Genomic DNA, 26,328 nt, shown 5'->3' on the forward strand with positions numbered 1-26,328 from the left:
AAAGCTTGATTGATTGTTGCGGGACTCATTTTATGCTAACGTAATGAAGAAGAAAAAGGAGGATAAATTTTGAAAGTTCCGACGCAACCAATCCCACTAATGATGAATATTTTTAGGGATGTTCTTCCGACTGTTCATCGTTATTATGATCAATGGAAGGAAAGAGCGAAATCCATTCCTGACCCCGAATTAAGAGCCCAAGCATTAGATGCTCTTGAGAGAAAAGAGTTTCATTGTGAAGGTGGCGGAATTTACGGACTACTTGCCCGCGATCGTTTTGATGAATTAATTCAATTTATCATCGCTTATCAAATTATGTGTGACTACTTAGACAATCTATGCGATCAAAGTGATTATTTAGATCCAAAAGACTTTCGCTCCTTACATAATGCTCTACTCGCCGCATTAACTCCAGGTGAACCTCTAGTGAATTATTATCAATATCGAATTGAACAAGAAGATGGTGGCTATTTACATGAGCTGATTGAAACGTGTCAGCACATTTTAGTAACCTTCCCTTCTTTCCGAATGGTTCAAGAAAATATGCTTGAATTGAGTCAATTATATGGTGACTTGCAAGTTCATAAGCATGTGATAAAGGAAGAGAGAATTCCGAGACTAGAGGCGTGGTTTAATGAACATAAAGAGAAAATGCCGGAAATGACTTGGTTTGAATTTTCAGCCTGTACGGGTTCAACACTAGGCATTTATACACTTGCTACTTATGCTACAAAAGAAGGTCTAACGACTGAGCAAGCGGATGTGATTAAAGCTGGCTATTTCCCTTGGGTACAAGGTGTTCATTTACTTTTAGATTATTTTATTGATCAAGAAGAAGACATTGCTGATGATGAATTAAATTTTCTCTTCTATTATGATAATGAAGAGCAAATGATTGAAAGGTTTCAATATTTTGTGCAAAAAGCAGAAAAGAGTTTATCAACGTTACCTGACCCGAAATTTCACCGTAACATTTGGCGAGGAATAATCGCGATTTATCTTTCCGATGAAAAAGTACAAAAAAATAAAGAGCTAAAAAAGAAATCAAAACAAATGATAAAAATGGGCGGACTTCCATCGTTATTATTTTATTTAAACAGTTGGATTTATCGGCGTGATAAATAATAAAGTTGGACAAAGCACATATATAGGAGCTTATAGGCCAGTCTTAAAAGGTTATGATTCGACCTTTTGAGTGGTCTTTTTTTTGCTTTGTGACGATTTAGGATGATTGGTAATGAAAAGCTGATCATTCGGGCTCAATGATGCCCATTGACGCTCTTATTACATGGCTGTGGGAATCATAGCCGCCCAATGATTCCTATTGACGCTCTTTTTACATGGCTGTGGGAATCATAGCTGCCCAATGATTCCTATTGACGCTCTTTTTACATGGCTGTGGGAATCATAGCCGCCCAATGATTCCTATTGCGTCTTTATTTAAGTGATGTGGGAATCATAGCTGCCCAATGATGCCCATTGACGCTCTTATTACATGGCTGTGGGAATCATAGCCGCCCAATGATGCCCATTGACGCTCTTATTACATGGCTGTGGGAATCATAGCTGCCCAATGATTCCTATTGACGCTCTTTTTACATGGATGTGGGAATCATAGCCGCCCACTGATTCCTATTGACGCTCTTATTCATATGCTTTTGGAATCAGTCGCAAATTACGGTACGAATCCTAATAAATAGCAAAGAACATGCTTATCAAGTCCACAATGTAAATGAATAAACCTGCACAAAAAAACCTGAACATTAACGTAAATCGACGTCATGTCCAGGTTTTGCTTATCTTTTTTAATTTCTTGATTCTGTATAACCGTTAACCAGTACGTCAAGTTCACCTGTTTCAGGGCTAATTACTAAGCCGTGTACAGGCACGTTCGCAGGTAGAAGTGGATGTTTTTTAACCATATCAACACTGTTCATAACATTTTCCTCTACACTTGAAAAGCCTGATAAGAATTTTTTTACATCGACACCGGCATATTCGAGCGGTTCAATGACATCTAAATCAACACCACGCTCTTTTGCTTTTTCTAATAATGTCGACGATTCAAGGCCATTCATCCCACAACCGTGGTGACCGACAATTAAAATTTCTTCTGCTTGTAATTGGTATAAGGCAACAAGAATACTTCTCATTATTGAACCAAATGGATGAGAAATAACGGCACCTGCATTACGAATAATTTTAGCATCGCCATTTTTTAAATCCATGGAACGGTGTAATAATTCTACTAACCTAGTATCCATACAAGTTAGGATGACTAATTTTTTATTAGGGAACTTTGTCGTTTGATATTCCTCATAGTCCTTATTCTCAACAAAAGTACGGTTGAAGGTCATGATGGAATCTAGTGTCGTTGTCAATAGGATCACTCTCCAATTCTTTATAAAAAATCAAAGCCATTCATTCCATTTTCGAGCTTGCTTGGCAAAATGTCAAGCCATCAAAATTTATCTTTTTTCGATCGCAATAATAAAGGGAGGATCATTTTTTTGATTGATAAAGCGATAATTTAATACATGGGCTTCTTTTTGATCAAGATTGGTGACAAAATTGATAATGGAATCACGCTCCACTTTTCCTTCCTCATGACCGTGGTAAATGACTAAAACGATTAGACCCTCTTTTGGCATATGCTTGAGCAATTGTTGAATGGCTTTCAAGGTTGAATCAGGTTTTGTGACGATCGTTTTATCGCCACCAGGTAAATAGCCTAAATTAAAGATCGCAGCCTTTATTTCGTTAAGATGAGCCGTTGGAATCATATTTTCAAATGTTTCATGACCTTGCTGAAATAAGGTTACACGCTCATTAAACTGTTCGCTTTTTACTTTTGTTGCTGTTTGATGAATGGCTTCTTCTTGAATATCAAAGCTATAAACATGTCCAGTTGCCCCGACTAATTTAGCCAGTGTGATTGTATCGTTTCCTTTGCCAGCCGTACAATCAATCGCAATGTCACCTTCATTTAAAGCTTGAGTTAAAAGGGTACGAGCGAATGGTAAAATACCCGCTATTTTCATTATCGTCACTCCTATTTTTTACAAAAGATACTCTTTATATGTTTTAAATCATTCAGGTCTTCTTCTATTTCTCTGCATAATACTTCCCTTGCCAACTATTTCGACGTAGTAACTCTTTTTCAATTGCATTTAGTACGGTCCATTTTCCTGTGCTCCACATTGGGCCAATCATTAACTCTCCAGGACCGTCTCCAGTTAAGCGATGAACAATCATATTAGGAGGTAGAATTTCTAGTTGGTCGACGACAACATTCACGTAATCCTCAAGTGTCATTAGCTCTAGTAGCCCTTTTTCAAATTGTTTAACCATCGGTGTCTTTTTTAGCAAATGGAGCAAGTGAATTTTTATTCCTTGTACATCAAGGTTGGCGACTTGTTTGGCAGTCTCTAACATCATTTCGGTTGTTTCGAGCGGCAATCCATTAATAATATGAGCACAGACACGAATGCCATGCTTTCTTAATTTATTAACCCCGTCTACATAACATTGATAATCATGAGCACGGTTGATGATGCGTCCTGTTTTATCATGAGCCGTTTGTAATCCAAGCTCGACCCAAAGATAAGTACGTTCGTTTAATTCCGCTAAATATTCAACAACGTCATCTGGTAAACAATCCGGTCTAGTCGCAATCGATAAACCAACGACCCCTTCTTGCTGTAAAATAATTTCATAATAGCTTTTTAACGTTTCAACAGGAGCATACGTATTTGTGTACGCTTGAAAATAGCCAATATATTGCCCTTCTTTCCACTTCCGGTGCATCCGGTTTTTTATCGTATGAAATTGCGTAACTAAATCATCTTGACGATTGCCTGCAAAATCACCCGAGCCTCTTTCGCTACAAAAAGTGCAACCACCGAACGCCACGTTACCATCTCGGTTTGGACAATCAAAACCAGCATCTAGTGGGACTTTAAAAACCTTTGTCCCAAATTGTTCACGTAAATGTTCGTTCCATGTAAAAAATCGTTTATGTTGAAAGTGCACAGGTGTACCCTCTTTAACTTGTTTCATCTATATAATCATCCTTTATTTAACGAGCAAATTAACTTTTCTCTTCATATTTTAGCACGCTCCTAAAAGAGAACCAACATCCAAAAAAATCAATTGTCATTTTTAGGATTCTAATATAGTATTAGTATTTAGAGTATCGAAGGAAATAGTTTTGGGGAGAAACAAGTTTTATAAGTTTGCCACAAAGGGTGTTATATAGAAAAGTAAACTAGATAAACAGGGAGAGAGCGAATTGCCCAAATCACTTTGGTTTTTACTTATTGCCGTTGCCGTCCAAATAACAGGGGCTTCTTTTTTATGGCCTTTAAATTCGTTGATTATCCATCAGGAGTTAGGAAAATCATTGACGGTTGCAGGGCTTATATTATTTATCCATTCAGGTGCTGGTGTGTTAGGAAATATGACAGGCGGCAAACTATTTGATAAGATTGGTGCGTATAAAACGATTTTATTAGGGTTAAGTATTGCGGTTGTATCAACTTTTGTTCTTGCCTTTGCTCATTCGACGGTTCTCGGATATACCCTTTGTTTAATTGGGATAGGTTATGGAGCAGGCGCAACTTTCCCTGCGATGTATGCATTAGCAGGGAGTATTTGGCCGGATGGTGGTCGTAAACCATTTAATGCGATGTATGTTGCTCAAAATTTAGGAATTGCTGTAGGGACTGCTTGTATCGGAATCATTGCCTCAGTTGAATTGACAACCGTTTTTTATGCAAATGCTATGGTCTATGTCTTTGTCCTCCTTTTTGTGGCGATTACATTTAGAAAAATTCAACCAAAACAAGAGACTGGAGCAACGGTTTCGATCGAAGCTGCAGCTGTGAAGAAGTTAAGTAAACAAGTGTATTATTCACTTGGATTAGTGCTCGTTAGTTTTTTTATTTGTTGGCTCGCTTATACACAATGGCAAGCAAATGTCTCTGTACATTCACAAAACTTAGGTTTGACATTACAACAATATAGTTTATTTTGGACCGTTAATGGTTTGATGATTGTATTAGCTCAACCGATTTTGTCTATATTTATTAAAAAGTGGGTTACTTCCTTAAGAAGGCAAATGGTTGTAGGGATTGTGTTATTTTTTATCTCTTATGTCGTCCTATCACAAGTAGAGTTTTTTGTAGGATTTATGGTTGCTATGATTATTTTGACAGTTGGAGAAATGTTTTTCTGGCCTGTTGTTCCAACGATTGCCCATAATCTTGCACCTAAAGGAAAAGAAGGCTCCTTTCAAGGAATTGTAAATAGTGTTTCGACAAGCGGGAAGATGGTCGGGCCATTATTTGGTGGTTTATTGGTAGACCTTTATTCTTTTCAAATTATGATTTATGTTCTTTTAGGTTTCATTTTGGTCGCGATTTTTACAGCAAGTATTTATCAGAGGCCATTACAAACACAAAATAAACGAGAAATTGGTCAAAATGAAGAGAATTCCACGTATGACGCTTGACAGTAAGAGTTTCAATTCATACAATACAAATAATAAGTAAAAAAGACGTTTGAAACAAAGGACCAGTAACTATTACCTGGAAAATTCAGAGAGCTGTCGGTTGGTGCGAGTCAGTCAAAAGGATTAGTGAACTCCCCTTTTAGTCTTGAGGATGAATGAAAAGTAATTCTCAACGGGTCATACTCGTTAACAATGCTAAAGTGAGCAAAAGTTATTTTTGCTAATTTGGGTGGTACCGCGGGAATTAATTCAAACTCTCGTCCCTGACAAACAATGTCTTGGGATGAGGGTTTTTTCTATTTTTGTAGAAGCGGCTCCCTAAGATATTGAATCATAAAAATGAGCAAAACCATGAAACACATCATGAAGAATGAGATTTCATTTAGCTACGTCCGTTAGAAGCTCGAGAAAAATCGGTTCGTCTGATGAAGACAAAAAGCGTCTTCAGAAGCCGCCCCTGCCCACAGGACGTGGGTACAAGGCGTTGCGGCAGGATGGCGCGAACTTAGCGTTGATCCTTGATATTCTCGCTTCTGACCGAACAGGCTTCGCTTTATATTTAAGGAGGAAAAATTATGTCTTTTTCACATCAAAAAATTGAAAAGAAATGGCAGCGATACTGGGAAGAAAATAACACTTTCCAAACAACGGAAGATAAGGATAAAGAAAAATTTTATGCATTAGATATGTTCCCGTTCCCATCAGGAGCTGGGCTTCATGTTGGACATCCAGAAGGTTATACGGCGACCGATATTTTATCACGTTTTAAAAGAATGCAAGGTTATAATGTCCTTCACCCGATGGGTTGGGATGCTTTTGGATTACCAGCGGAACAATACGCATTAGATACAGGGAATGATCCAGCGGAATTCACGACTAAAAATATTAATACATTCCGCCGTCAAATTAAATCATTAGGCTTTTCTTATGATTGGGAGCGTGAAGTCGCCACAACGGATCCTGACTATTATAAATGGACACAATGGATTTTCTTAAAGCTTTATGAACATGATTTAGCTTATATTGATGAGGTAGCTGTTAACTGGTGTCCAGCTTTAGGGACGGTTTTAGCGAATGAAGAGGTTATTGATGGCAAAAGTGAACGAGGTGATCATCCGGTAGAACGACGTCCGATGAAACAATGGATGCTTAAAATTACTGCTTACGCTGACCGTTTGATCGATGATTTAGAGGAGTTGGATTGGCCAGAAAGTATTAAAGAAATGCAGCGTAACTGGATTGGACGTTCTGAAGGGGCTGAAGTTACCTTTAAAATTGCCGATCATGATAAAGAAGTGACTGTTTTTACGACAAGACCAGATACATTATTTGGTGCAACTTATATGGTCCTTGCTCCTGAGCATAAGTTTGTTGAGGCAATCACAACTGAAAGCGAACGAGCGAGCGTTGAAGCATATAAAAAAGAGGTATCGTCAAAGAGTGACCTAGAACGGACTGAACTTTCTAAAGAAAAAACGGGTGTTTTTACAGGTGCTTATGCAATTAATCCAGCAAATGGAGAGAAAATCCCAGTTTGGATTGGTGACTATGTTTTAGCCAGTTACGGAACGGGTGCGATTATGGCGGTTCCAGCTCATGATGAGCGCGATTATGAATTTGCAAAAACTTTTAAATTGCCTATTAGAGAAGTAGTGGCTGGTGGTGATGTTTCCAAAGAAGCATATGTTGGGGACGGTAGCCATGTGAACTCTGATTTCTTAGATGGTTTTGGAAAAGAAGAAGCGATTGCAAAAATGATTGATTGGCTAGAAGAAAAAGGTCTTGGTACGAAGAAAGTTACCTATCGTTTACGTGATTGGTTGTTTAGTCGTCAGCGATATTGGGGGGAGCCAATTCCAATTATTCATTGGGAAGATGGTACAATGTCACCGCTAAAAGAGGAAGAATTACCATTAACTCTTCCTGTAATGTCAGAGATTAAGCCTTCTGATACAGGGGAATCTCCACTTGCTAATAATAAAAAATGGTTAGAAGTCGTTGATCCAAAGACAGGCAAAAAGGGACGTCGTGAAACCAATACAATGCCTAACTGGGCGGGAAGCTGCTGGTACTATTTAAGGTATATTGATCCAAAAAATAGTGATGATTTAGCCGATCCAGAAAAATTAAAGCAATGGTTACCAGTTGATATTTATATTGGTGGTCAGGAACATGCAGTTCTTCACTTATTATATGCTCGTTTTTGGCATAAATTTTTATACGATATTGGTGTTGTTCCAACAAAAGAGCCATTCCAAAAGCTTTATAACCAAGGAATGATCTTAGGGGAAAACAATGAGAAAATGAGTAAATCAAAAGGAAATGTTGTTAATCCGGATGAAGTGGTGGAGAGTCATGGTGCAGATACGTTACGTTTATACGAAATGTTCATGGGACCTTTAGATGCTTCCATTGCTTGGTCAACTAATGGGTTAGATGGTTCAAGACGTTTCTTAGATCGAATTTGGCGCTTATTTATGAACGAGCAATCAGGTGATTTAAGTGAAGCGATTCAAGATTGTGTTGGATCTGATACGTTAACTCGTGTTTATCATCAGACAGTGAAAAAAGTGACGGAGGACATAGAAGGTTTACGTTTCAATGTTGCGATTTCTCAATTAATGGTGTTCATTAATGAAGCTTACAAACAAGAAAAACTTCCAAAAGAACTAATGGAAGGATTTGTGAAATTAATTGCCCCGATTGTGCCGCACTTAGCTGAGGAATTGTGGCATAAGTTAGGTCATGAAGGAACGATTTCTTATGTGGAGTGGCCAGAATACGATGAAAACTGGTTAGTCGAGAACGAAATCGAAGTCGTTGTCCAAATCAATGGGAAAGTCAAAGCTAAACTTGTAATTCCAGCTGATGCAAACCGTGAGCAAATGCAGGAATTAGCCTTAGAAGATGATAAAGTGAAAGCAGCGATGGAAGGCAAATCCGTACGCAAAGTCATTGCAGTACCAGGGAAATTAGTTAATATCGTTGTTGGATAAATAAAGAAATAGGAAGAACGTGTGCTAGCTTTGGGGCTAGTGCACGTTCTTTTGCGTAGCGGAATCAAAGGAGGTCAACGAAGCCTGAGGCAGTTGAATAAGAGCAGAAAAGGGAATCAAAGGGCCCGAATGAGTCCAAAAGCGATCGAATAAGAGCGGCAAAGGGAATCAAAGGGCCCGAATGAGTCCAAAAGCACTCGAATAAGAGCGGCAAAGGGAATCATCAAGCCGAAGGAAGTTAGAGAGTAGCAGAATAGGTATCTTCTTTTTCACTCTGAAGTTTAAAACGATTTAATTCGACAAAACACAGCACCATTATGGAGGTGTAGCATTAAGTTTCTAGGCGTTCTGCTGCAGATTTTCCGGCAGTATATCCGGTTGAAAAAGCACATGTAATATTATAGCCACCTGTATAGCCATGAATATCGAGTACTTCTCCACAAAAATAAAGACCATTCTTTTTACGGGAATGCATCGATTTCGGTTCGATTTCTTTGACTGAAACGCCTCCGCCCGTAACAAAGGCTTTTTCTATTGATAAGGTACCGTTGACTTGGATTGAAAATTGTTTAGTAGCAGAAGCTAACTTTCGAACGTCCTCATGTGGTAAACTTGCTGCGGTTAGACTAGCATCAATATTTAAATGCTCAAATAAAAACGTTATAAATCGTTCAGGTAAAAATCCTTTTAGAACGTTTCGAACCGATTTTTTTGGTTCATCCTTTAGCTTTTTAATTAAATTCTGAAATACTTCTTCCTGATGCATGGTCGGCATAAGGTCAATTTGCATTTCGACTGTAGGTGTCTTGAATTTCTTTAAGGCTTTGACAACAAATTGACTGCAGCGTAAAACGGCTGGGCCAGAGAGGCCAAAATGGGTAAACAACATATCGCCTTCATGAGTAATAATCGTTTTTCCTTTTGGGTTAATAACGGAAAGTTCAATTTCACGTAAGGCAAGACCTTGTAACGTTTTATTTTGAATAAATGTTTCATTAGATGTAATCGGAACTTCCGTTGGATATAGCTCGGTAATTGTATGACCTGCTTTTTGGGCCCATGGGTACCCATCACCAGTACTGCCAGTATGGGGAACGGATTTACCACCAGCTGCGACAATCACATTTTTTGTTTCGATAATGGTGCCGTCCTGTAGTTGAACAGCTTGAACTTTTTCATCATCAAAAAGAATATCGCTTACTTTGCAGTTTGTGCGAACTTTTACTCCTAATGTAATCATTTTATTTATTAAGGCATCGACAACCGTTTTGGCTTTGTCGCTTACTGGAAACATCCGTCCGCGATCTTCTTCCTTTAACTTAATCCCTAAATCCTCAAAAAAGGTAATGATGTTTTCATTATCAAATATAGAGAAAGGACTATGCATAAACTTACCGTTTCCAGGGATATGTTCAATTAGCTGCTTTCTTTCCATTCGGTTGGTTACATTGCAACGTCCTCCACCGGAAATGGCTAATTTTCTTCCTAACTTATCGCCTTTATCAATTAATAAAACATTTGCTCCATGTGTAGAAGCAGCAACGGAGGCCATTAAACCCGAGGGACCGCCGCCAATTATGATAACATCATACATTTCTTTCACCCTTTTATTTGTGAGCTAAATTTGTAAAAAAATTAAAACTATAGTGCTCAAATTAATATCGCCCTTAATCATATCATCAGAATGAACCTGGAGCCATCATTACATACATCTTTTGAACGATTTCTCATTTTATATGAATAGAACGATTGTTCCTAATGAAAAATAGAACCATATGAAAGGTAAGGAGTTAAAAATGTGAGAAGTCGCTTTTGGTTTATTTTTATCATTGTTATGGTTATCCCTTTTATTCAAATAGAGAATGTAAAAGCCTATTGGAAGCCCACTTATGATGTTGTGATTGATGTTGGGCATGGTGGAGTAGATGGTGGAACATCTATCAAAGGAATTCTTGAAAAAGAAATAAATCTTCAATTTGGTTTAGAATTATATGAAGAATTAAAAGGGGATTCGTACCGGGTGGCGATTACGCGAATTCATGATTATGCTTTAAGTGATGATTATATTGGGAGAAGGGCGAGTAGGCATCAAAAGGATTTATTACAAAGGACGATGATTGTCAATTCCTTAAAACCAAAAGTATTTCTAAGCTTACATGTGAATTGGGCAAAAAATCGACAGGCCCATGGTCCGATTGTCATTTATCAAAAAAGTGAAAAAAGCTTATTTTTGGCTGAGGTTATCCAAAATCATTTAAATAGCTATTACGAAACAAAACGTAGTCCAATTAAAGGGAAAAAATACTACTTAATGAATCATACGGAGACAGCATCTGTCATCGTAGAATTAGGTTTTTTAAGTAATGGGAATGACCGGGCGATGATGTTGGATGAACAAAAAAGAACAGAAATTGTCAAAGCGTTATCAAGTGCATTAGAGGAGTATTTTACGTTAATTTTAATCGATGAAGTCGAATGAGCATGTACTTCTCATTTTTTGCTTCCAAGAGGGACTTCACGGGAGCAACTGAAAAACATCGGATATGAGCTTAATTTGTCTTACTCCACTCGCTGCTTAGCTTGTCGACAAAGTCTCGTTTTGAGATGGTCGGCAAGCTTTTGTCCATTTAGACAAGGGAAAAATGTCTCTTTTATGTTATTAACTTTACTCTCACTACCTGAATTTATTTGAAAAGAAGAAAGTTCAGTAGTATAGTCAAAGGTGTATAAATAGACGAGTTCATGAATGAATACATAAATAAAAGGAAGTTGAGGCAATTAAAATGCTAATTAAACAAAGCATCCAAACTAATTCTCGTGATGAAATGATTGATATAACAAGAGCAATTGAAAAGCTTGTTTCTGGGGCAGGAGTGAAAAACGGCTTAGTCAACATTTATTGCCCTCATACAACAGCTGGCATTACGATAAATGAGAACGCAGATCCTGATGTTGTGCACGATATGTTAATGAGGTGGGATGAAGTGTATCCTTGGTTGCATTCAAAATATCGTCATATGGAGGGCAATTCCGCCGCTCATTTAAAGGCAAGTACGGTTGGTAGTTCTCAAACGATCATTATTGAAAAAGAAAAACTTATTTTAGGTACTTGGCAAGGCATTTATTTTTGCGAATTTGATGGTCCACGTCATCGTACTTACTATGTAAAGATTATCGAAGGGTAATTTCGTTAAAGCATTTTAGATCGAGAAGGAATCGAGAGAAGCATAGGAGGAACGGATGGCAGATTCAAAATTATTACGTGGAACGATGGTGTTAACCGCGGCAACATTGATTTCCAAAATCCTTGGTTTTATTTATATTATTCCTTTTAATCATCTAGTAGGGTCAGCGGGTATTGGCTTGTATCAATTTGGCTATATTCCTTATACGGTGATGCTTAGCCTAGCAACGGCAGGAGTTCCGCTTGCCGTTTCTAAATTTGTTTCCAAATATCAAGCTTTGGATGATTATTATACAGGTTATCGTTTGTTCCGTTCTGGATTAATCTTAATGTCGATAACTGGTTTTCTTGCGTTTTTATTATTATTTTTCTTAGCACCTGTGATGGCACCATATATTTCACCAGATGCTACAAAAGGAATAGGCGATTATGTTTTAGATGATATTATCTTTGCCATTCGTATGGTCAGTTTTGCCTTAATTATTGTGCCATTAATGGCGATTATCCGTGGTTTTTTCCAAGGGTACCAATCGATGGGACCGACAAGTGTCTCACAGGTTGTAGAGCAAATTGTCCGCATTTGCTTTATTTTAGCCGCTGCTTTTTTAATTATGAATATTGGCACGGGTAATCTTGTCTTAGCTGTTGGTTTTGCTACATTTGGAGCTTTTGTTGGAGCGATTGGTGGTTTAGGCGTTTTAATTTATTTTTGGATCAAAAGGCGTAAAGGAATATTAGAACAGGTTGAATCAAGTACGGTACGTCATGAGATAAAGCTGAAGGAAATGTATAAGGAATTAATTGTCTATGCGTTACCGTTATCTTTTGTTGGATTAGCGATTCCATTGTTTCAATTTGTTGATTTGTTTACAGTGAAGGCTGGCTTAAGTGCGATTGGATTTGAAGAAGGGACTGCATTTTTTGGGATTTTTACGGGTACGGTTCATAAAATTGTCTTAATCCCAATGGCACTCGCAACAGCGTTATCGATCACACTCGTTCCGACGATTACTAAATCGTTTACGAACAATGACCAAATCACTTTACAAAAACAAATTACGCAAACCTATCAAATCATTTTATTTATTTCTTTCCCGGCTGCTGTTGGGATGGCGACATTAGGAGACAGCATTTATATTTCGCTTTATGGTTATGACAATGAGGTACTAGGTGGAGCGATTTTAAGTTCTTATGGTCCCATTACACTTTTATTTTCCCTTTTTGCCGTAACAGGAGCGATTTTACAAGGGATGAATCGCCAAAAGTTTGCTGTTGTCGCGTTAATTATTGGATTATTGTTTAAGTTGGCTACGAACTATTTGTTTATTGTCCTTTTTGGAGAATATGGAGCTATTATTTCTAGTTATCTAGGTTTTCTTGTTGCGATTGGAATTAATGTCTGGGCGATTGGACATTATGCTGATTTTCATTATGGTTTTATTTTAAAAAGATTGCTGCTTATTTCAATCTTTTCCGGTGTGATGGCCGCTGGCGTTTGGATTGTTAATGAAGGGATGCAATTATTCTTCCCTTTAACGAGTCGATTTAATAGTTTTATCGTCATGCTTCTAGGAGTAGCCGTTGGAGTGATTATTTACTTTTTCTTAGCGGTTCGCTCGCGTTTAGCAGGTCAAATACTCGGGGATCGATTTGATTTATTAAATTATAAAAAACAGCGTCATCGTGAATGAACAACGAAAATCTTGTAAAATTACTGCGCCCCTTCATCAGAAGGGGCGTAAAATATACATTTTGGTAAAAAAATAGACATTTGTTGACAGGGAATGGCTCTTTTGAATTAGAGGAACGTTTGCTATAATTAAGCTTGCAACGCACTAGCGATACATAGAAAAAGGCTAGGGAAAGTTGGGGATGAAATGAAATACTCTTTTTGGAAAGATAATGATTGGACTTTAATTATAACCATACTCCTGTTATCCGCTTTCGGCCTTCTTATGGTTTTTAGTGCAAGCTATGTGTTAGCTTATACCGATCAAAATCTTCAAGACCCCTACTATTTTATCAAAAGACAAGTGATGTGGTTTGGCTTAGCGTCACTCGTATTTTTATTTGTGATGCATTTCCCCTATCGTTTTTATCGGAAATTATCAGTGATCGTTATTGTCGTTTCGATTATTTTATTAATTTTAGTAAAGATGCCAGGTATTGGTCACACGGTAAGTGGTGCTGAACGTTGGATTCGTTTGCCTGGGTTAGGTGTCATACAGCCTTCAGAGTTTGTAAAGCTCGGAGTTATCATCTACTTAGCTCAAGTTTATACACAAAAACAAGCATACATTGATAAATTTTTAACGGGCGTAATGCCTCCCCTTATTATGGTCGGTGTTATTTTTGGCTTAATTATGCTGCAACCGGATTTAGGGACAGCGACCTCGATTATGATTGTAGCTATACTACTTGCCTTCTTTTCGGGAGCTAGGTTTCGCCATTTATTTGGTCTCATCTCAGTAGGTGCAGTGATGTTTATCTTTTTTGTTCGAGATGAACCTTATCGAATGCAGAGGATTACTTCTTTTACAGATCCGTTTGCTGAGATGTGGGGGGATGGGTATCAACTGATTCAGTCCTATATTGCGATTGCTCATGGTGGTTTAAGTGGGACAGGCCTTGGGTTAAGTGTGCAGAAGTTGCTTTATTTGCCAGAGGCTCATACCGATTTTATCTTGGCAATTATTGCGGAAGAACTAGGGATTTTTGGTGTGTTATTTGTTTTTATTTGTTATTCGATTATCATTTTCCGTGGAGTTGTAATTGGGACAAGGTGTAAGTCCCCGTTTGGAAGTTTGCTCGCGTTTGGGATAACTTTTCAATTGGCGATTCAAATTGTCTTTAATGTAGGAGCAGTTACAGGGCTATTACCGATTACAGGTGTGCCTCTTCCATTGCTTAGTAATGGGGGTTCCTCGCTACTTGTGAGCTTTATTGGCTTAGCGATCGTTGCAAATATTTCGAGAAATAATATAAGACAACAACGGTTAAAAGGACAACTGGACGAACAAGTTCCAGCTTAATATAGATTGTTTGTTGTTTCGTTTGGAGGAGACAATGAAAGAGCAAAAATCGAGCCTACAACAAATTGATTATACAACCTTATTTTTGTTGTTTGTGCTTATGTGTTTTAGTTTATTAGCGATATATAGTGCGGCTGGTCAATATAGTGTCGATCCTATGCATTATGTACAAAGACAATTGATACTTTATGCGGCTAGTTTTGTCGTGATGGGAGTCATGATGGTTCTTGATTATGATTTGTTTAAGAACTTTTCGGCTCCTTTATACATCGTCGGAATGATTTTATTAATTCTCGTTGAAACACCATTAGGAGTGGAGAGAAACGGAGCAACGAGATGGTTGGACTTAGGCGTTACAACGATTCAACCATCTGAATTAATGAAGGTCTTTGTTGTACTCGCTTTGGCCCATCTTTTATATAAAATTACCGTAGCTCGGCGTAGCTATGATATTAAGACTGATTTGATTATCTTAGTAAAAATTTTAGCGGTCGGTTTGCCACCATTCTTTTTAGTATTACAACAACCAGATTTAGGGACGGCTCTTGTGATAGCGGCTGTTATTGCTACGATGATAATTGTGTCTGGAATCGGCTGGCGCATTATCTTATCGTTAGTCGGGCTAGTCATTTCTGGACTCGGAGCTCTTATTTGGCTTCATAATAACCATTTTGAAATCTTTAATATTTTTATTAAAGATCATCAATTGAGCCGAATTTATGGCTGGCTAGATCCACGAGGCACAGCAAGTGGCGAAGGTTTTCAACTAGTAGAAGCTCTCAAAGGAATTGGTGCTGGTCAGCTATACGGTGCTGGTTACTTGCAAGGGACCCAAACTCAAAGTGATCGGATTCCAGAAATTCATACGGACTTTATTTTTACCGTAATAGGTGAAGAATTTGGTTTTATTGGTGCGACGATTTTACTTGTTACGTATTTTTTATTATTTTATCGGATGGTTATTATTGCTTTAACGTGTAACAATTTATATGGAACTTATTTAGTTGCTGGTATTATCGGTTTAATGGTGTTTCAAATTTTCCAAAATATTGCGATGACGGTTGGTTTAATGCCGATTACTGGACTCGCCTTACCGTTTATCAGTTACGGTGGTAGTGCCCTTTTGACGAATATGATTGCAATGGGTATCGTCATGAATGTAAATATGAGAACAAAACATTATATGTTTGAAAGTGATGAATTGGAGTAGAGTTGCTAATCAAAAGATTAACAGCTCTTTCTTTTTCATTGACTGAAAAGAGGGGGATGAACTTGAATGTGATGATTGGCTCAGGTAGACTGGCTGAAACATTATTATATTTTTGGAAGGAGAAAGAGCCGGTTGCTATATATAGCCGAAATGAACAAACCGCCTTGCAACTAAAGCAGAAGTATTCATTTGTTCGGTATTGGTCAAAAGAAGAGCTGAGGTCAGCGACGAGACTTTTCCTTTGTTTGCCTAAAGAAGGGTATGTTGATTTTTTTGCTGAAATGAATGATGTTTTAAAAGCAGATGTTGAAGTCATCCATATGGCAACCGCTTTAATGAGTGCGGATGTGCGAAAATGGTGCTCTTTTGATAAAATAATCGCATGTAAGTTAGCTGGTCATGCGAAAGAGGCTATTGCTCAAAAAGAAATGACACTTGTACTTCCAATAGAGAGCCAGTTTTTTAAACGAACTCTTGAACCCTTATTCTCCAAAGAGGTGAGAATTGTGATAGGAACAGAGGTCGATATTCGAAGAACGAATCAGCTTGCGACCAAAATGACCTTGCAATTGATTCAATCATTTGAGCAACAATGGCAGGAGCAAGGTTTACCTAAGGAGTTATTTGAAAGCACTGCAAAACAAATCATTTGTGGCGTGAATAAAGCCTATTTTGCAGGTGATTTGGGAGGCTTTGCGAAAAAGATTAAGGACCAATTAGAACAGGAGAAAAGCGATGATTCGATTAGATAAACTATTGGCGAACATGGGCTATGGCTCGAGAAAGGACGTCAAACAACTTTTAAAAAAAGGATTTGTGAAAATCAATGGCGATCCAGTCAAAGATGGGGCAGTTAAAGTGGAGCCGAGTCGAGATGAAGTCGTAATTGGGGATGAACTTGTTACATATAAACCAAATATATACTTAATGTTAAACAAACCAAAAGGAGTCATTTCAGCAACGGAGGATGACGAGCATAAAACAGTGATTGATTTATTATCGGCTGACGAAATTCGGATTTATGAACCATTTCCGGTAGGCAGGTTGGATAAGGATACAGAAGGTTTGCTGTTAATTACAAATGACGGAAATTTCTCACATTCGCTCATGTCACCGCGAAAACATGTGGAGAAAACTTATATTGCAAAAGTAAAAGGAGAAGTGACAGAGAAGGATATTGAAGCCTTCGCTAAAGGGGTTAAATTGGAGGACGGTTATGTGACTAAACCAGCTGATTTAACGATAATGGAAGCAGGTCCTTATTCACGGATTTCTTTAACGATAACAGAAGGGAAGTTTCATCAAGTAAAACGGATGTTTATTTCGGTTGGAAAAGAAGTGGTCGAATTAAAACGAGCAAAAATTGGCAAATTGGAGTTAGACGAAACGTTAGCACCTGGAGCTTACAGAGAATTAACAGAACAGGAAATGGGTTGGCTCATAGAACGGTGAAACCCAGCCTTTACAACAAGACTGGGTTTCTATACCTGAAATTATGATATGCGGATCTTCTTATTTGTAACGCTCCATTTTCCTCGTGTAGGACTTTCAACAAGCTTGTTATACTCTAATACGTTTAAATCTCGTTGGATCGTCCGTTGCGTAATCCCGAACTCTTCAACCAATTCATTCGTCGTGACGGTTCCCCTTTGTTTGATGTAGAGGTAAATGGATTTAATGCGAGTCAGCATACGATCAGTTGAAGTATTCAAAAAATCACTCCTTCTTTCTTAATTAAGTCTAGTCTTTACTAAAATGTGTATGTAGCAAGTGGCTACGACATGCAGACTGATGACTAATTGACCGGAAATTAGTGACAAGGGATACTGATTACACATCTTCCCGAGTTGATATCTAAAACAAAGCAACCGGGTGTTCCATAATAATAATAATAAAATTCGTTGTTAAGACTATTAGATCATGTGGTAGGGATATGGAAATGTAAATATTGATTTATAATGAAATTCAAAATCAATTTCCCTCGTTTGCTTATAGTGTACACTATTTTTAAAAAACAATCAAAAGTTTTGACATATTCACTGACAAGGAGATTAAAAATGTCAACATTAAATTGGTTAGATGAAGCAAAAAAAAGACAAGAGAATCTGATTACTGAAACACAGAAATTCCTCCAAATCCAAAGCATATTAGAGGAATCAACAGCTAGTGCGACCCAACCATTTGGTCAGCAAATTGATGCAGCTTTACAGTTTATGTTAAATATTGGAGAGAAAGATGAATTTTTTGTAAAAAATGTGGATGGTTATGCTGGAATCATTGAATTAGGAATGGGAAAGGAAATGATAGGTGTATTGTGTCATTTAGATGTTGTCCCAGCAGGCAATGGTTGGAGCTCTCCTCCGTTTGCCGCTAACATTAGGGATGGTCGTATTTATGCTAGAGGAGCGATGGATGATAAAGGACCAACGATGGCCGCTTATTATGCGATGAAAATCATTAAAGAGAGTGGTTTAGCTTTATCTAAAAGAATTCGAATGATTATCGGAACCGATGAAGAAAGTGATTGGCGCTGTGTGGATTATTATCGTCAACATGAAGAGATGCCGAGTTTTGGGATAGCACCAGATGCTGACTTTCCAATTATTCATGCGGAAAAAGGCTTACTTGATTTAAGGCTAAGTTTTGAAAAAGAAGAAGCTAGTTTAGCAAAAATGAAGGACCAACCAATGATTTTACAAACCTTTCGAGCAGGAGAACGTTTGAATATGGTTCCTGATTATGCGGAAGCGATTTTAGTAGTGAAAAGTGAATCAGAGCAGCAAAAAGTGTGTACTCAGTTTAAACAATGGCTCAAACAGGAACAGCATAATGGTACATATGAAATCGTAAAAGATGAAGTGCGAATATGTGTGAACGGAATATCTGCTCATGGCTCCACACCAGAAAAAGGAAAAAATGCGGCAAGAATTCTTGCTCTATTTTTATCGAAATGGCCGATGCAAAAGCGTGCCAAAAACTATTTGACGTTTATTGTTCATCAACTTGACGAGAAAGGAAAAGCTTTAGGGATAGACGCAAAGGATCATATTTCTGGTGAACTGACGGTGAATGCGGGAAAATTTAATTTTGAACAAGATGGAGATGCGACAGTTGGCTTGAATATCCGCTGTCCTGTTGAAGTGGAACTAAATGAAGTGTTTTCTACGTTGAAAAAAACATTAGACGCATTAATGATTAAGTGTGAGCTCAAAAGCAAGATGGAAGCGAATTATGTAGCAGAAGATGAACCAGAAATAAAAATTTTACAAAACGTATATGAGCGACAAACTGGTGAAAAAGCGACATTGCTTTCAACAGGTGGGGCCACATATGCACGTGCCTTAAAAAAGGGAGTCGCTTTTGGTGCTCAATTTCCAGGAAGAGAAGACCTTGCCCATCAGAAGGATGAACATATTTTCATTGACGATCTCATCAAAATGACAGCCATTTACGCAGAGGCTTTTTACGAATTGGCGAAATAATGAATGAAGTGGTAATGAGTGAAGGGAAGAGTATGCTGAAAAAATTCTAATTGGAGCAATGAACATCCCAATAAGGAGCTGCACCAAAAGCTCTTAAATAGAAGAAGGCGATGTATTTTTGAATGAGATTAGCTAGGTGGACATGGAGCGATGTCTCCTCTCTCACTTGTAAAATATTCAAAAAAGGGGCTGAACCCTCAAAGATCATTTTATGACTTTTGGGACAGCCCGTTTATATGAAATTCACTTACTATAGACATACGTTCTGTGTAGACATCAATCTCTACAGGTGAAGTAGACCGATAAATCCTAAAATCATTATTCTTGTTCGAAATCAAACAAATCCGTTGATAAATAACGTTCGCCCGTATCACAAGCAATCGCCACAACGATTTCATCTGGAGATAACTTTTCAGCTACCTTCATGGCCGCAAAACAAGCAGCACCTGATGATGGTCCAACTAATATTCCTTCTTTTTGAGCGAGATCTCTTGTAGTTTGATAGGCATCTCCATCTTCAATTTTAAAAATATCATCATAAACATTTTGATTTAAAATCGGTGGAATAAATCCCGGACTCGTTCCAACTAATTTGTGTGGACCCGGTCTGCCTCCTGATAAGACTGGTGAGCCAGCAGGTTCGACAACATGAACGGTACATTTAGGGTAAAATTTCTTTAATTCTTCACCAGTTCCTGTAATTGTACCACCTGTTCCAGAAGCGGCGATAAAAGCTGATAAAGGTTTCTGGAGCTCGTCCATTGCTTCTTTAATTTCAATAGCCGTTGTTTGACGGTGGGCATTTGGGTTGGCTTCATTTTCAAATTGCATGGGTAAAAAGCTATCCTTAATTTCATTATGTAACTCATACGCTTTATCAATCGCACCTGGCATCTTTTTATCACCATCAGTTAAAACCACTTCAGCTCCGTATGCTTTTAATAAATTGATTCGTTCCTTTGACATTGTATCAGGCATCACAATAATCGCACGGTATCCACGAGCCGCAGCGTTCATTGCTAAGCCGATTCCTGTATTGCCGGATGTTGGTTCAATAATGGTGGAGCCTGGCTTTAATTGACCATTTTTTTCGGCTTCGACAATCATTTGATAGGCCGCCCGATCTTTTACACTGCCACTTGGGTTTTGCATTTCCATTTTTAAATACACGGTCGCACCATTTGGATTGGTAATCCGATTGAGGCGAACTAAAGGTGTTTCACCAATCAATTCGGCCATATTTGAAACAACTTTCATGTTTTCACTTCCTCTTTTATTCAGTCCTTTTATTTTATCATACGTAAGAGGGAATGTTCAAAACGTGTTAAGTTAAGGATAGTGAGTAGATGTCATAAAAAAAGCTTAGTCAAGGAGGGGAAAAATGAACTTAAAACATTATTTTATAGGGATTGACCTACCAGCTGACATCAAATCAGTGCTTAATCAGTATACACGATTGATAAAAGATAGTTATCCATTTCAAAGATGGGTCCATCCGGAAGATTATCATTTGACTCTTTTTTTTCTAGGCACTTGTGAGGATAAAACGAAACAGAACTTAGTCAAGCAACTCTATTTAGGGGTGAATCATTTATCTCCTTTTCAGCTTACACTAGGACAAGCCGGAACCTTTGGTCAAGTAGCTAAACCACGTATTTTTTGGCAGAGTGTTTTGAATGAACCCGCTCTAGTTCATAATCAACAGCTTATCGCAAGTATATGTGAACGATTTGGTTACGAAGTAGATAGTCGACCATTTGCTCCACATATTACACTGGCAAGGAAGTGGAACGCTCCATTTGACTATGAGCCACCACCAAAACTACAAAAAATATCGGCCTGGTCTGTAACCGAATTTTGTTTATTTCAAACGAATATAAAAAGTGTACCTAAATATGAAGTGGTTGCGACCTTTCCGTTAAAAAAATCTATTGAAGGAAGGAAAGAGTGACCGATATAATAGATAAACTTTAAAAGACATCGATATCGCTCGACTGAGGGAGGGAGCCCATGGCTCATTTAGTAAAGTTATCTGATTATGTTTCTCGCTACCAAATAGACTTAAATCATTATTCAAGCCAATTTACTAGGATGAAAAAAGAGCGTTGGTATTATATTAAATCTGAATGGGAACAAGCTCAAAATCGCTTAGAGGAAATCGAATCATATGAAGCGCCTCAACAAAAGCTTCTTACTAAATGGTCGCAACACCCCATTTGGAACTCGATAAAATTATGGAAAAAACTTGAAGAACCTTTTTTAGAAAAAAATGCTTCAAGGCCGTTAGACGAATCGTTACAGAAAAAAAGAGAGGAATATTTAAATTCGGTGTTTGAATCCCAAATAACATGGGCAAGCTCTTCTTTAGGTGAACGTTCTAATTTAGATGAAGATTTTTTCCAAGACAAATGGCTGAAGCAATTATGTATTGATATTCCAGAAAACTATTTTTTGTTTTATGAACCTATTTTTTACCTCAAAAATGCCGAAATCGAATTTGAAATTCTTCTTATAAGCCCAACTGATATTCTTTGTCTGACGATGCTAAGTGGTGAGGATTTAAGTGTGTTTGAAGCCAGTTCGGAGCGATTTTGGCTAGAGTATATTCATGAAAAGAGGAAAAAAAGACTTAGCCCTTTATTGGAATTAACACGGATGGAGAAAATTGTGCAGCAAATTTTAAAGCAAAAAAACGTACATACGGAGATTCGTAAAGTCGTACTATCGCCAAATAGTATTATTGATAATAAACTAAAAGGCTCAAAGGTTGAGTTTGTGGATAAACGTAATTTTAAGCAATGGAAAGAAAAGTTAATTAAACACCCGTCTCCATTAAAAAAGACACAGTTTCAAATTACGAGCACACTTCTTTCCTATTGTCAGACAAAAGTAATGGAAGATGGGGAAGAGGTTGAAGACATCGCTGATTCGGAAAAATGAATATTATTCTTGAAAAGCTTAGCCAAAATCTTTATAATAACTTGGTATGTGTCATTTATGAGATTTGTGAATAAGGGTTTTAATATCCCTTCAATAGGGAATTGATGGAAAATAAAGCAAGGATAAAGACTCCTCCTTAATTATGAACGCATAATGAGGAGGATTCCTTTACGTTTCATAGAACGTAATTTTCTGAACGAATGAATGGTTTGAAGGAGGGACTACATGATTAATGGGAGATCGGAGCAAATTCATATCGTTCAACCAGATGTTTTTTCTTGGACTGTTCGGCGCGTGCCAAACTGGGTGGGTGGAACTGAGTTCATGTTTGAAATTAATGGAGTAGATGGATGCGTCAGTTTTGGTGACACTATTTATGAAGCAAAAAAGGGATTAACGGAATCTCTGAATTTGTGGATTAAAAAGAACGGAGAACATTTATTACCAGAAGCACAAACTGGTGGTCAGCTTATTTTTTTAGAACAAGATATGAGTGATGAAGAGTTTACTTATATCAATTTAGAATTGCAAACGTTGCACGAGAAAAGAGGCTAACCTCAAATGAAAGCAGATGGTCGATTATACAATCGACACATCTGCTTTTTTCGATTTATTCATTTTATGAAAAGACGACGGTTTTATTACCATGCACGATGACTTGATCGTTGATATGCCATTGGACTGCTCTTGCTAAAGTGACTCGTTCGACATTTCGTCCAGCGACTCGAAGTTGTTCTGTTGAATAGCGATGGTTGGCTCTTAATACATCTTGTTCAATAATCGGTCCTTCATCTAAATCATTTGTTACATAATGAGCCGTTGCACCAATTAGCTTTACACCACGTTCAAATGCTTTTGCATAAGGGTTGGCTCCAATAAATGCAGGTAAAAAAGAGTGATGAATGTTAATGATTTGATGTGGGAAAGCTTGGACAAATGATGGTGATAAAATTTGCATATATCTTGCCAAGACAGAAAAATCAACATCTGCTTCTTTGATTAAATCAATTGCTTTTTGTTCGGATTGTTGTTTTGTATCCTTAGTTACAGGAATATAATGAAAGGGAATCCCATATGCTTCAATGGCTTGTTGGTTGTTCGTATGGTTGCTAATGACAAGGGGAATATCAACATTCAATTCTCCTGCCTTCCATTTCCATAACAGTTCCATTAAACAATGATCCTCTTTTGATACAAAAATGGCCATCTTTTTCTTCTTACTTGCTAATGACATTTTCCAATCAAAATAAAAGGTTTTCGCAATCTCAAAGAAATCCTTTTTTAATTTTTCAAAAGGGCTCGTTTCAGGTGATAAATCAAATTCGATTCGCATAAAAAACATACCACCAATGGGATCAGTTGAATATTGATCAGATTGGACAATATTGGCACCATGATTAGATAAAAAAGTTGAGATAGCTGAAACGATACCAGCTCGGTCTTTACATGAAACGAGAAGGCGAACTCGATTCGTTGTTGTTTCTTTAGGCATTACACTTCCTCCGATCATAAAGATAAAGTGTGGATAAATTAAATCCACACTTTGACCTTCTTATTTTAAGGGAATATCTTTCTTTTGCCTAGCATTAGTTAAGAAGAATACAATAATTCTGTGTTTTTGGTTGATTAAAAAAATAGGCTTGTTCATGAGAAATTAGGCATCGTTTTGTTTTAAAAAGTGAGTTCATAGGTAATGATGATAGTATAGAAGATTGACAGAAAGAATAGAACTCTCTCGAAAGGGGTCGAATGGATGGATCAAGCTAAACAACAACTTATCAGTCAAACGATTTTAAAAAATGTACAACTAATAGACTTCTTTACTATAGAGGCTGAATTAGAAAAATATCTTGAAATGGAAGACATAAATCTACTTCACATAAAAAGTGATACACATCAACAGCTTTCCTTTTTTATAGAAAGCATTGGAGCAAATCGATTAATCTTAAAGTTAGAAGAGCCATATATATTAGGTCAAATAAGTTATCTTCAATTAAACGAAGATAGAGCAGTTATTGGAATTGCTTCTACACTCGTTCGAACTGAGTTATTTGATCAGTTATATTATTATTCAGGGAATGATCTTGGCGTTCATTATCTTAAAGAAAAAACGACGGTAGCCGTTTGGGCCCCTACTGCTAATGCGATGAATTTGCTTTTAACGAATGATTGGAACGATGATAAATATCGGATTATTCCGCTAATTAGAACGGAAAAAGGTGTATGGAGGGTGACGTTAGAAGGCGATTTTGAATGTTCCTTTTATCAGTTAGAAATATCGATTAATGGGGAATGGAGAAAAGCCAATGACCCATATGCAAAAATGCTTACGGTTAACGGACAAAAGGCGATGATTGGGGATTTGAGAAAAACGGATCCGAGTGATTGGCCAATTTATAGTCACCCTGTTACAAATCATGATGCGATTATTTATGAACTTCATATACGTGACTTTACGATTGGGAGAAATAACGGAATCGTTGCCAAGGGTAAATATGAAGGCCTGATGGAAAAAAATACGGTTACGATCCAAGGTATCCGCTCTGGGTTAGATTATTTAAAGCAGCTCGGTATAACTCATGTAGAGTTGTTACCGGTGAATGATTTTGGCAGTGTCGATGAAGCGAATTGGCAAAAGCAATACAATTGGGGGTATGATCCCGTACATTATTTTGCTCCTGAAGGAAGTTACTCCACAGACCCTTATCACGGATATACGCGAGTGAGCGAATTAAAAGAAATGATCGCTACACTTCATCAAAATAATTTAAAAGTTATCTTGGATGTCGTTTTTAATCATGTCTACATCCAAGAACTATCTGATTTTGAGAAGCTTGTTCCGGGTTATTATTTCCGCATCAGTCCTAATGGGCAACTTAGTAATGGAACGGGTGTAGGGAACGATTTAGCGACAGAAAGAAAAATGGTGCAAAAATTTATTGTTGATTGTGTCACCTACTGGCTTGAAGAATATGATGTAGATGGTTTTCGTTTTGATTTAATGGGGATTATTGATATTGAAACGATGAAACAAGTCGCTTACAAAGTAAAGAAAAGGAAACCGAATGCTCTGTTATTAGGGGAAGGGTGGGATTTAGCCACTGCCTACCCAGTTGAAAAGAGGGCGACTTTATCACAAGCGAAACAAATTCCAGAGCTTGCTTTTTTTGAAGATCATTTTCGTGATGTAATTAAAGGGAGTACTTTTGCCATAGCCGCACAAGGATTTATTCATGGAGAACAGATTGATATGCAGCAACTAATGTCTGGTGTATTAGGAAATCCAGAACTATTTCAATTGCCTCAACAAGCGATTCATTATGTTGAGGCACATGATAATCATACTTTGTGGGATAAACTCGAACGAAGTACTAAGGAAGAGAACGTGATAAGAATGAAGCGCCACCGCTTAGCCAGTGCACTTGTATTGTTATCACAAGGTGTTCCATTTTTACATGCAGGGCAGGAATTTTTCCGGACTAAATATGGGGATGAGAATTCGTACAATGCCGATGATTTTATTAACCAATTTGATTGGGAACGTTGTTATGAGTACCGAGAGAATGTTGAATTTATAAAAGGGTTAATCGCGATTCGTAAAGCTCATGGGGCGTTTAGATTGCCAACGTATAAACAAATTTTTGAACATATTAAATGGCTAAAAACAAGTGATGGGTGTTTAGCCTTTATGTTAAAAGAAGTAGAACAATACGGGGAATGGAAGGACATTATCGTTATCTTTAATGTGAGTATGCATAAAAAACAGTTCTCTTTTGACTATGGAAATTGGCAGGTTGTCGTTGACGAGCAAGCTGCATCTCTGATACCATTGTATACATTCAATGGAGAGAGTTTAGAAGTGAACCCTCTTTCTACAGTTGTTTGTGTAAAATTATAAATTATTGGGCAGAGCAGAGTACATAGCTGTAGCTCTGCTCAGTTGTGTTTGAATGAAGAAAAAATAAATTTTTT

22 protein-coding genes and 1 other annotated feature are annotated in these 26,328 nt (G+C 37.5%); of the genes, 15 read left to right on the forward strand and 7 right to left on the reverse strand.

Annotation, left to right across the window (positions count from 1 at the left end; translation table 11 throughout):
• Positions 1-69: 69 nt before the first annotated feature.
• The gene (locus AA0017_RS01750; protein WP_413378939.1) at positions 70-1,125 is read left to right on the forward strand and encodes a tetraprenyl-beta-curcumene synthase family protein; all 1,056 of its coding nucleotides are present in this window, start codon (positions 70-72) and stop codon (positions 1,123-1,125) included.
• A 680-nt stretch (positions 1,126-1,805) separates the two neighbouring features.
• Here AA0017_RS01750 and AA0017_RS01755 read toward each other — a convergent pair.
• From AA0017_RS01755 to AA0017_RS01765, 3 genes are all read right to left on the reverse strand, one after another.
• Positions 1,806-2,357, reverse strand: coding sequence for a beta-class carbonic anhydrase (locus AA0017_RS01755; protein WP_413382331.1), 552 nt, complete (start codon positions 2,355-2,357; stop codon positions 1,806-1,808).
• A gap of 111 nt (positions 2,358-2,468) precedes the next feature.
• The gene (locus tag AA0017_RS01760; protein WP_413378941.1) at positions 2,469-3,041 is read right to left on the reverse strand and encodes a class I SAM-dependent methyltransferase; all 573 of its coding nucleotides are present in this window, start codon (positions 3,039-3,041) and stop codon (positions 2,469-2,471) included.
• 64 nt (positions 3,042-3,105) lie between these two features.
• Positions 3,106-4,059, reverse strand: a complete 954-nt coding sequence (locus AA0017_RS01765) for a TIGR01212 family radical SAM protein (RefSeq protein ID WP_413378943.1) — start codon at positions 4,057-4,059, stop codon at positions 3,106-3,108.
• Positions 4,060-4,291: 232 nt separating this feature from the next.
• On the opposite strand from AA0017_RS01765, the gene AA0017_RS01770 reads away from it, so the two are divergent.
• Together AA0017_RS01770 and leuS are read left to right on the forward strand one after the other, a co-directional pair.
• Positions 4,292-5,512: an MDR family MFS transporter gene (locus AA0017_RS01770; RefSeq protein ID WP_413378945.1), complete on the forward strand. Its 1,221-nt coding sequence runs from the start codon at positions 4,292-4,294 to the stop codon at positions 5,510-5,512.
• A gap of 48 nt (positions 5,513-5,560) precedes the next feature.
• Positions 5,561-5,780: a binding site (T-box leader), on the forward strand.
• Positions 5,781-6,087: 307 nt separating this feature from the next.
• Complete coding sequence (gene leuS / locus AA0017_RS01775) at positions 6,088-8,508, forward strand: leucine--tRNA ligase (RefSeq protein WP_413378947.1); 2,421 nt, start codon at positions 6,088-6,090, stop codon at positions 8,506-8,508.
• A 331-nt stretch (positions 8,509-8,839) separates the two neighbouring features.
• On the opposite strand, the gene AA0017_RS01780 is transcribed toward leuS, so the two are convergent.
• Positions 8,840-10,102, reverse strand: coding sequence for an NAD(P)/FAD-dependent oxidoreductase (locus AA0017_RS01780; RefSeq protein WP_413378949.1), 1,263 nt, complete (start codon positions 10,100-10,102; stop codon positions 8,840-8,842).
• Between the two features lie 204 nt (positions 10,103-10,306).
• Between AA0017_RS01780 and AA0017_RS01785 the strand changes: the two genes are divergently transcribed.
• The 7 genes from AA0017_RS01785 to AA0017_RS01815 all read left to right on the forward strand — a co-directional run bounded on the left by AA0017_RS01785 (position 10,307) and on the right by AA0017_RS01815 (position 17,386).
• Positions 10,307-10,987, forward strand: a complete 681-nt coding sequence (locus AA0017_RS01785) for an N-acetylmuramoyl-L-alanine amidase family protein (RefSeq protein WP_413378951.1) — start codon at positions 10,307-10,309, stop codon at positions 10,985-10,987.
• A 304-nt stretch (positions 10,988-11,291) separates the two neighbouring features.
• Complete coding sequence (locus AA0017_RS01790; RefSeq protein WP_413378953.1) at positions 11,292-11,693, forward strand: secondary thiamine-phosphate synthase enzyme YjbQ; 402 nt, start codon at positions 11,292-11,294, stop codon at positions 11,691-11,693.
• A gap of 55 nt (positions 11,694-11,748) precedes the next feature.
• Positions 11,749-13,383 carry a putative polysaccharide biosynthesis protein gene (locus tag AA0017_RS01795; protein ID WP_413378955.1) on the forward strand — a complete coding sequence of 545 codons (1,635 nt, stop codon included), beginning with the start codon at positions 11,749-11,751 and terminating at the stop codon, positions 13,381-13,383.
• Positions 13,384-13,569: 186 nt separating this feature from the next.
• Positions 13,570-14,724, forward strand: coding sequence for a putative lipid II flippase FtsW (ftsW, locus tag AA0017_RS01800; protein ID WP_413378957.1), 1,155 nt, complete (start codon positions 13,570-13,572; stop codon positions 14,722-14,724).
• Between the two features lie 34 nt (positions 14,725-14,758).
• Positions 14,759-15,934, forward strand: coding sequence for a rod shape-determining protein RodA (rodA, locus tag AA0017_RS01805; RefSeq protein ID WP_413378959.1), 1,176 nt, complete (start codon positions 14,759-14,761; stop codon positions 15,932-15,934).
• A gap of 62 nt (positions 15,935-15,996) precedes the next feature.
• Complete coding sequence (locus tag AA0017_RS01810) at positions 15,997-16,686, forward strand: hypothetical protein (protein WP_413378961.1); 690 nt, start codon at positions 15,997-15,999, stop codon at positions 16,684-16,686.
• Positions 16,670-17,386 (forward strand): pseudouridine synthase, encoded by a 717-nt coding sequence (locus tag AA0017_RS01815; protein WP_413378963.1) that lies wholly within the window; start codon positions 16,670-16,672, stop codon positions 17,384-17,386. The genes AA0017_RS01810 and AA0017_RS01815 overlap by 17 nt, the downstream gene beginning before the upstream one ends.
• 41 nt (positions 17,387-17,427) lie before the next feature.
• On the opposite strand, the gene AA0017_RS01820 is transcribed toward AA0017_RS01815, so the two are convergent.
• Positions 17,428-17,646, reverse strand: a complete 219-nt coding sequence (locus AA0017_RS01820) for a DeoR family transcriptional regulator (RefSeq protein WP_413378965.1) — start codon at positions 17,644-17,646, stop codon at positions 17,428-17,430.
• 345 nt (positions 17,647-17,991) lie between these two features.
• Here AA0017_RS01820 and pepV point away from each other — a divergent pair, with 345 nt between their 5' ends.
• Positions 17,992-19,416: a dipeptidase PepV gene (gene pepV / locus AA0017_RS01825; protein WP_413378967.1), complete on the forward strand. Its 1,425-nt coding sequence runs from the start codon at positions 17,992-17,994 to the stop codon at positions 19,414-19,416.
• A gap of 318 nt (positions 19,417-19,734) precedes the next feature.
• Here pepV and cysK read toward each other — a convergent pair whose 3' ends face one another.
• Positions 19,735-20,673, reverse strand: a complete 939-nt coding sequence (gene cysK, locus AA0017_RS01830; RefSeq protein WP_413378969.1) for a cysteine synthase A — start codon at positions 20,671-20,673, stop codon at positions 19,735-19,737.
• Positions 20,674-20,797: 124 nt separating this feature from the next.
• Here cysK and thpR point away from each other — a divergent pair, with 124 nt between their 5' ends.
• The 3 genes from thpR (at position 20,798) to AA0017_RS01845 (ending at position 22,911) form a co-directional block, all read left to right on the forward strand.
• Positions 20,798-21,367, forward strand: coding sequence for an RNA 2',3'-cyclic phosphodiesterase (gene thpR / locus AA0017_RS01835; protein ID WP_413378971.1), 570 nt, complete (start codon positions 20,798-20,800; stop codon positions 21,365-21,367).
• 59 nt (positions 21,368-21,426) lie between these two features.
• Positions 21,427-22,356 carry an NERD domain-containing protein gene (locus AA0017_RS01840; protein WP_413378973.1) on the forward strand — a complete coding sequence of 310 codons (930 nt, stop codon included), beginning with the start codon at positions 21,427-21,429 and terminating at the stop codon, positions 22,354-22,356.
• 225 nt (positions 22,357-22,581) lie between these two features.
• A complete protein-coding gene (locus AA0017_RS01845; RefSeq protein ID WP_413378975.1) occupies positions 22,582-22,911 on the forward strand; it encodes a type II toxin-antitoxin system HicB family antitoxin in 330 nt (109 codons plus the stop codon).
• 64 nt (positions 22,912-22,975) lie between these two features.
• On the opposite strand, the gene purU is transcribed toward AA0017_RS01845, so the two are convergent.
• Positions 22,976-23,848: a formyltetrahydrofolate deformylase gene (gene purU, locus AA0017_RS01850; RefSeq protein ID WP_413378977.1), complete on the reverse strand. Its 873-nt coding sequence runs from the start codon at positions 23,846-23,848 to the stop codon at positions 22,976-22,978.
• Between the two features lie 261 nt (positions 23,849-24,109).
• Here purU and pulA point away from each other — a divergent pair, with 261 nt between their 5' ends.
• Positions 24,110-26,254: a type I pullulanase gene (pulA, locus tag AA0017_RS01855; RefSeq protein WP_413378979.1), complete on the forward strand. Its 2,145-nt coding sequence runs from the start codon at positions 24,110-24,112 to the stop codon at positions 26,252-26,254.
• Positions 26,255-26,328 lie beyond the last annotated feature (74 nt).

This window comes from Alkalihalobacillus phoenicis (assembly GCF_047302405.1).
GTDB lineage: Bacteria > Bacillota > Bacilli > Bacillales > Bacillaceae_D > Alkalihalobacillus.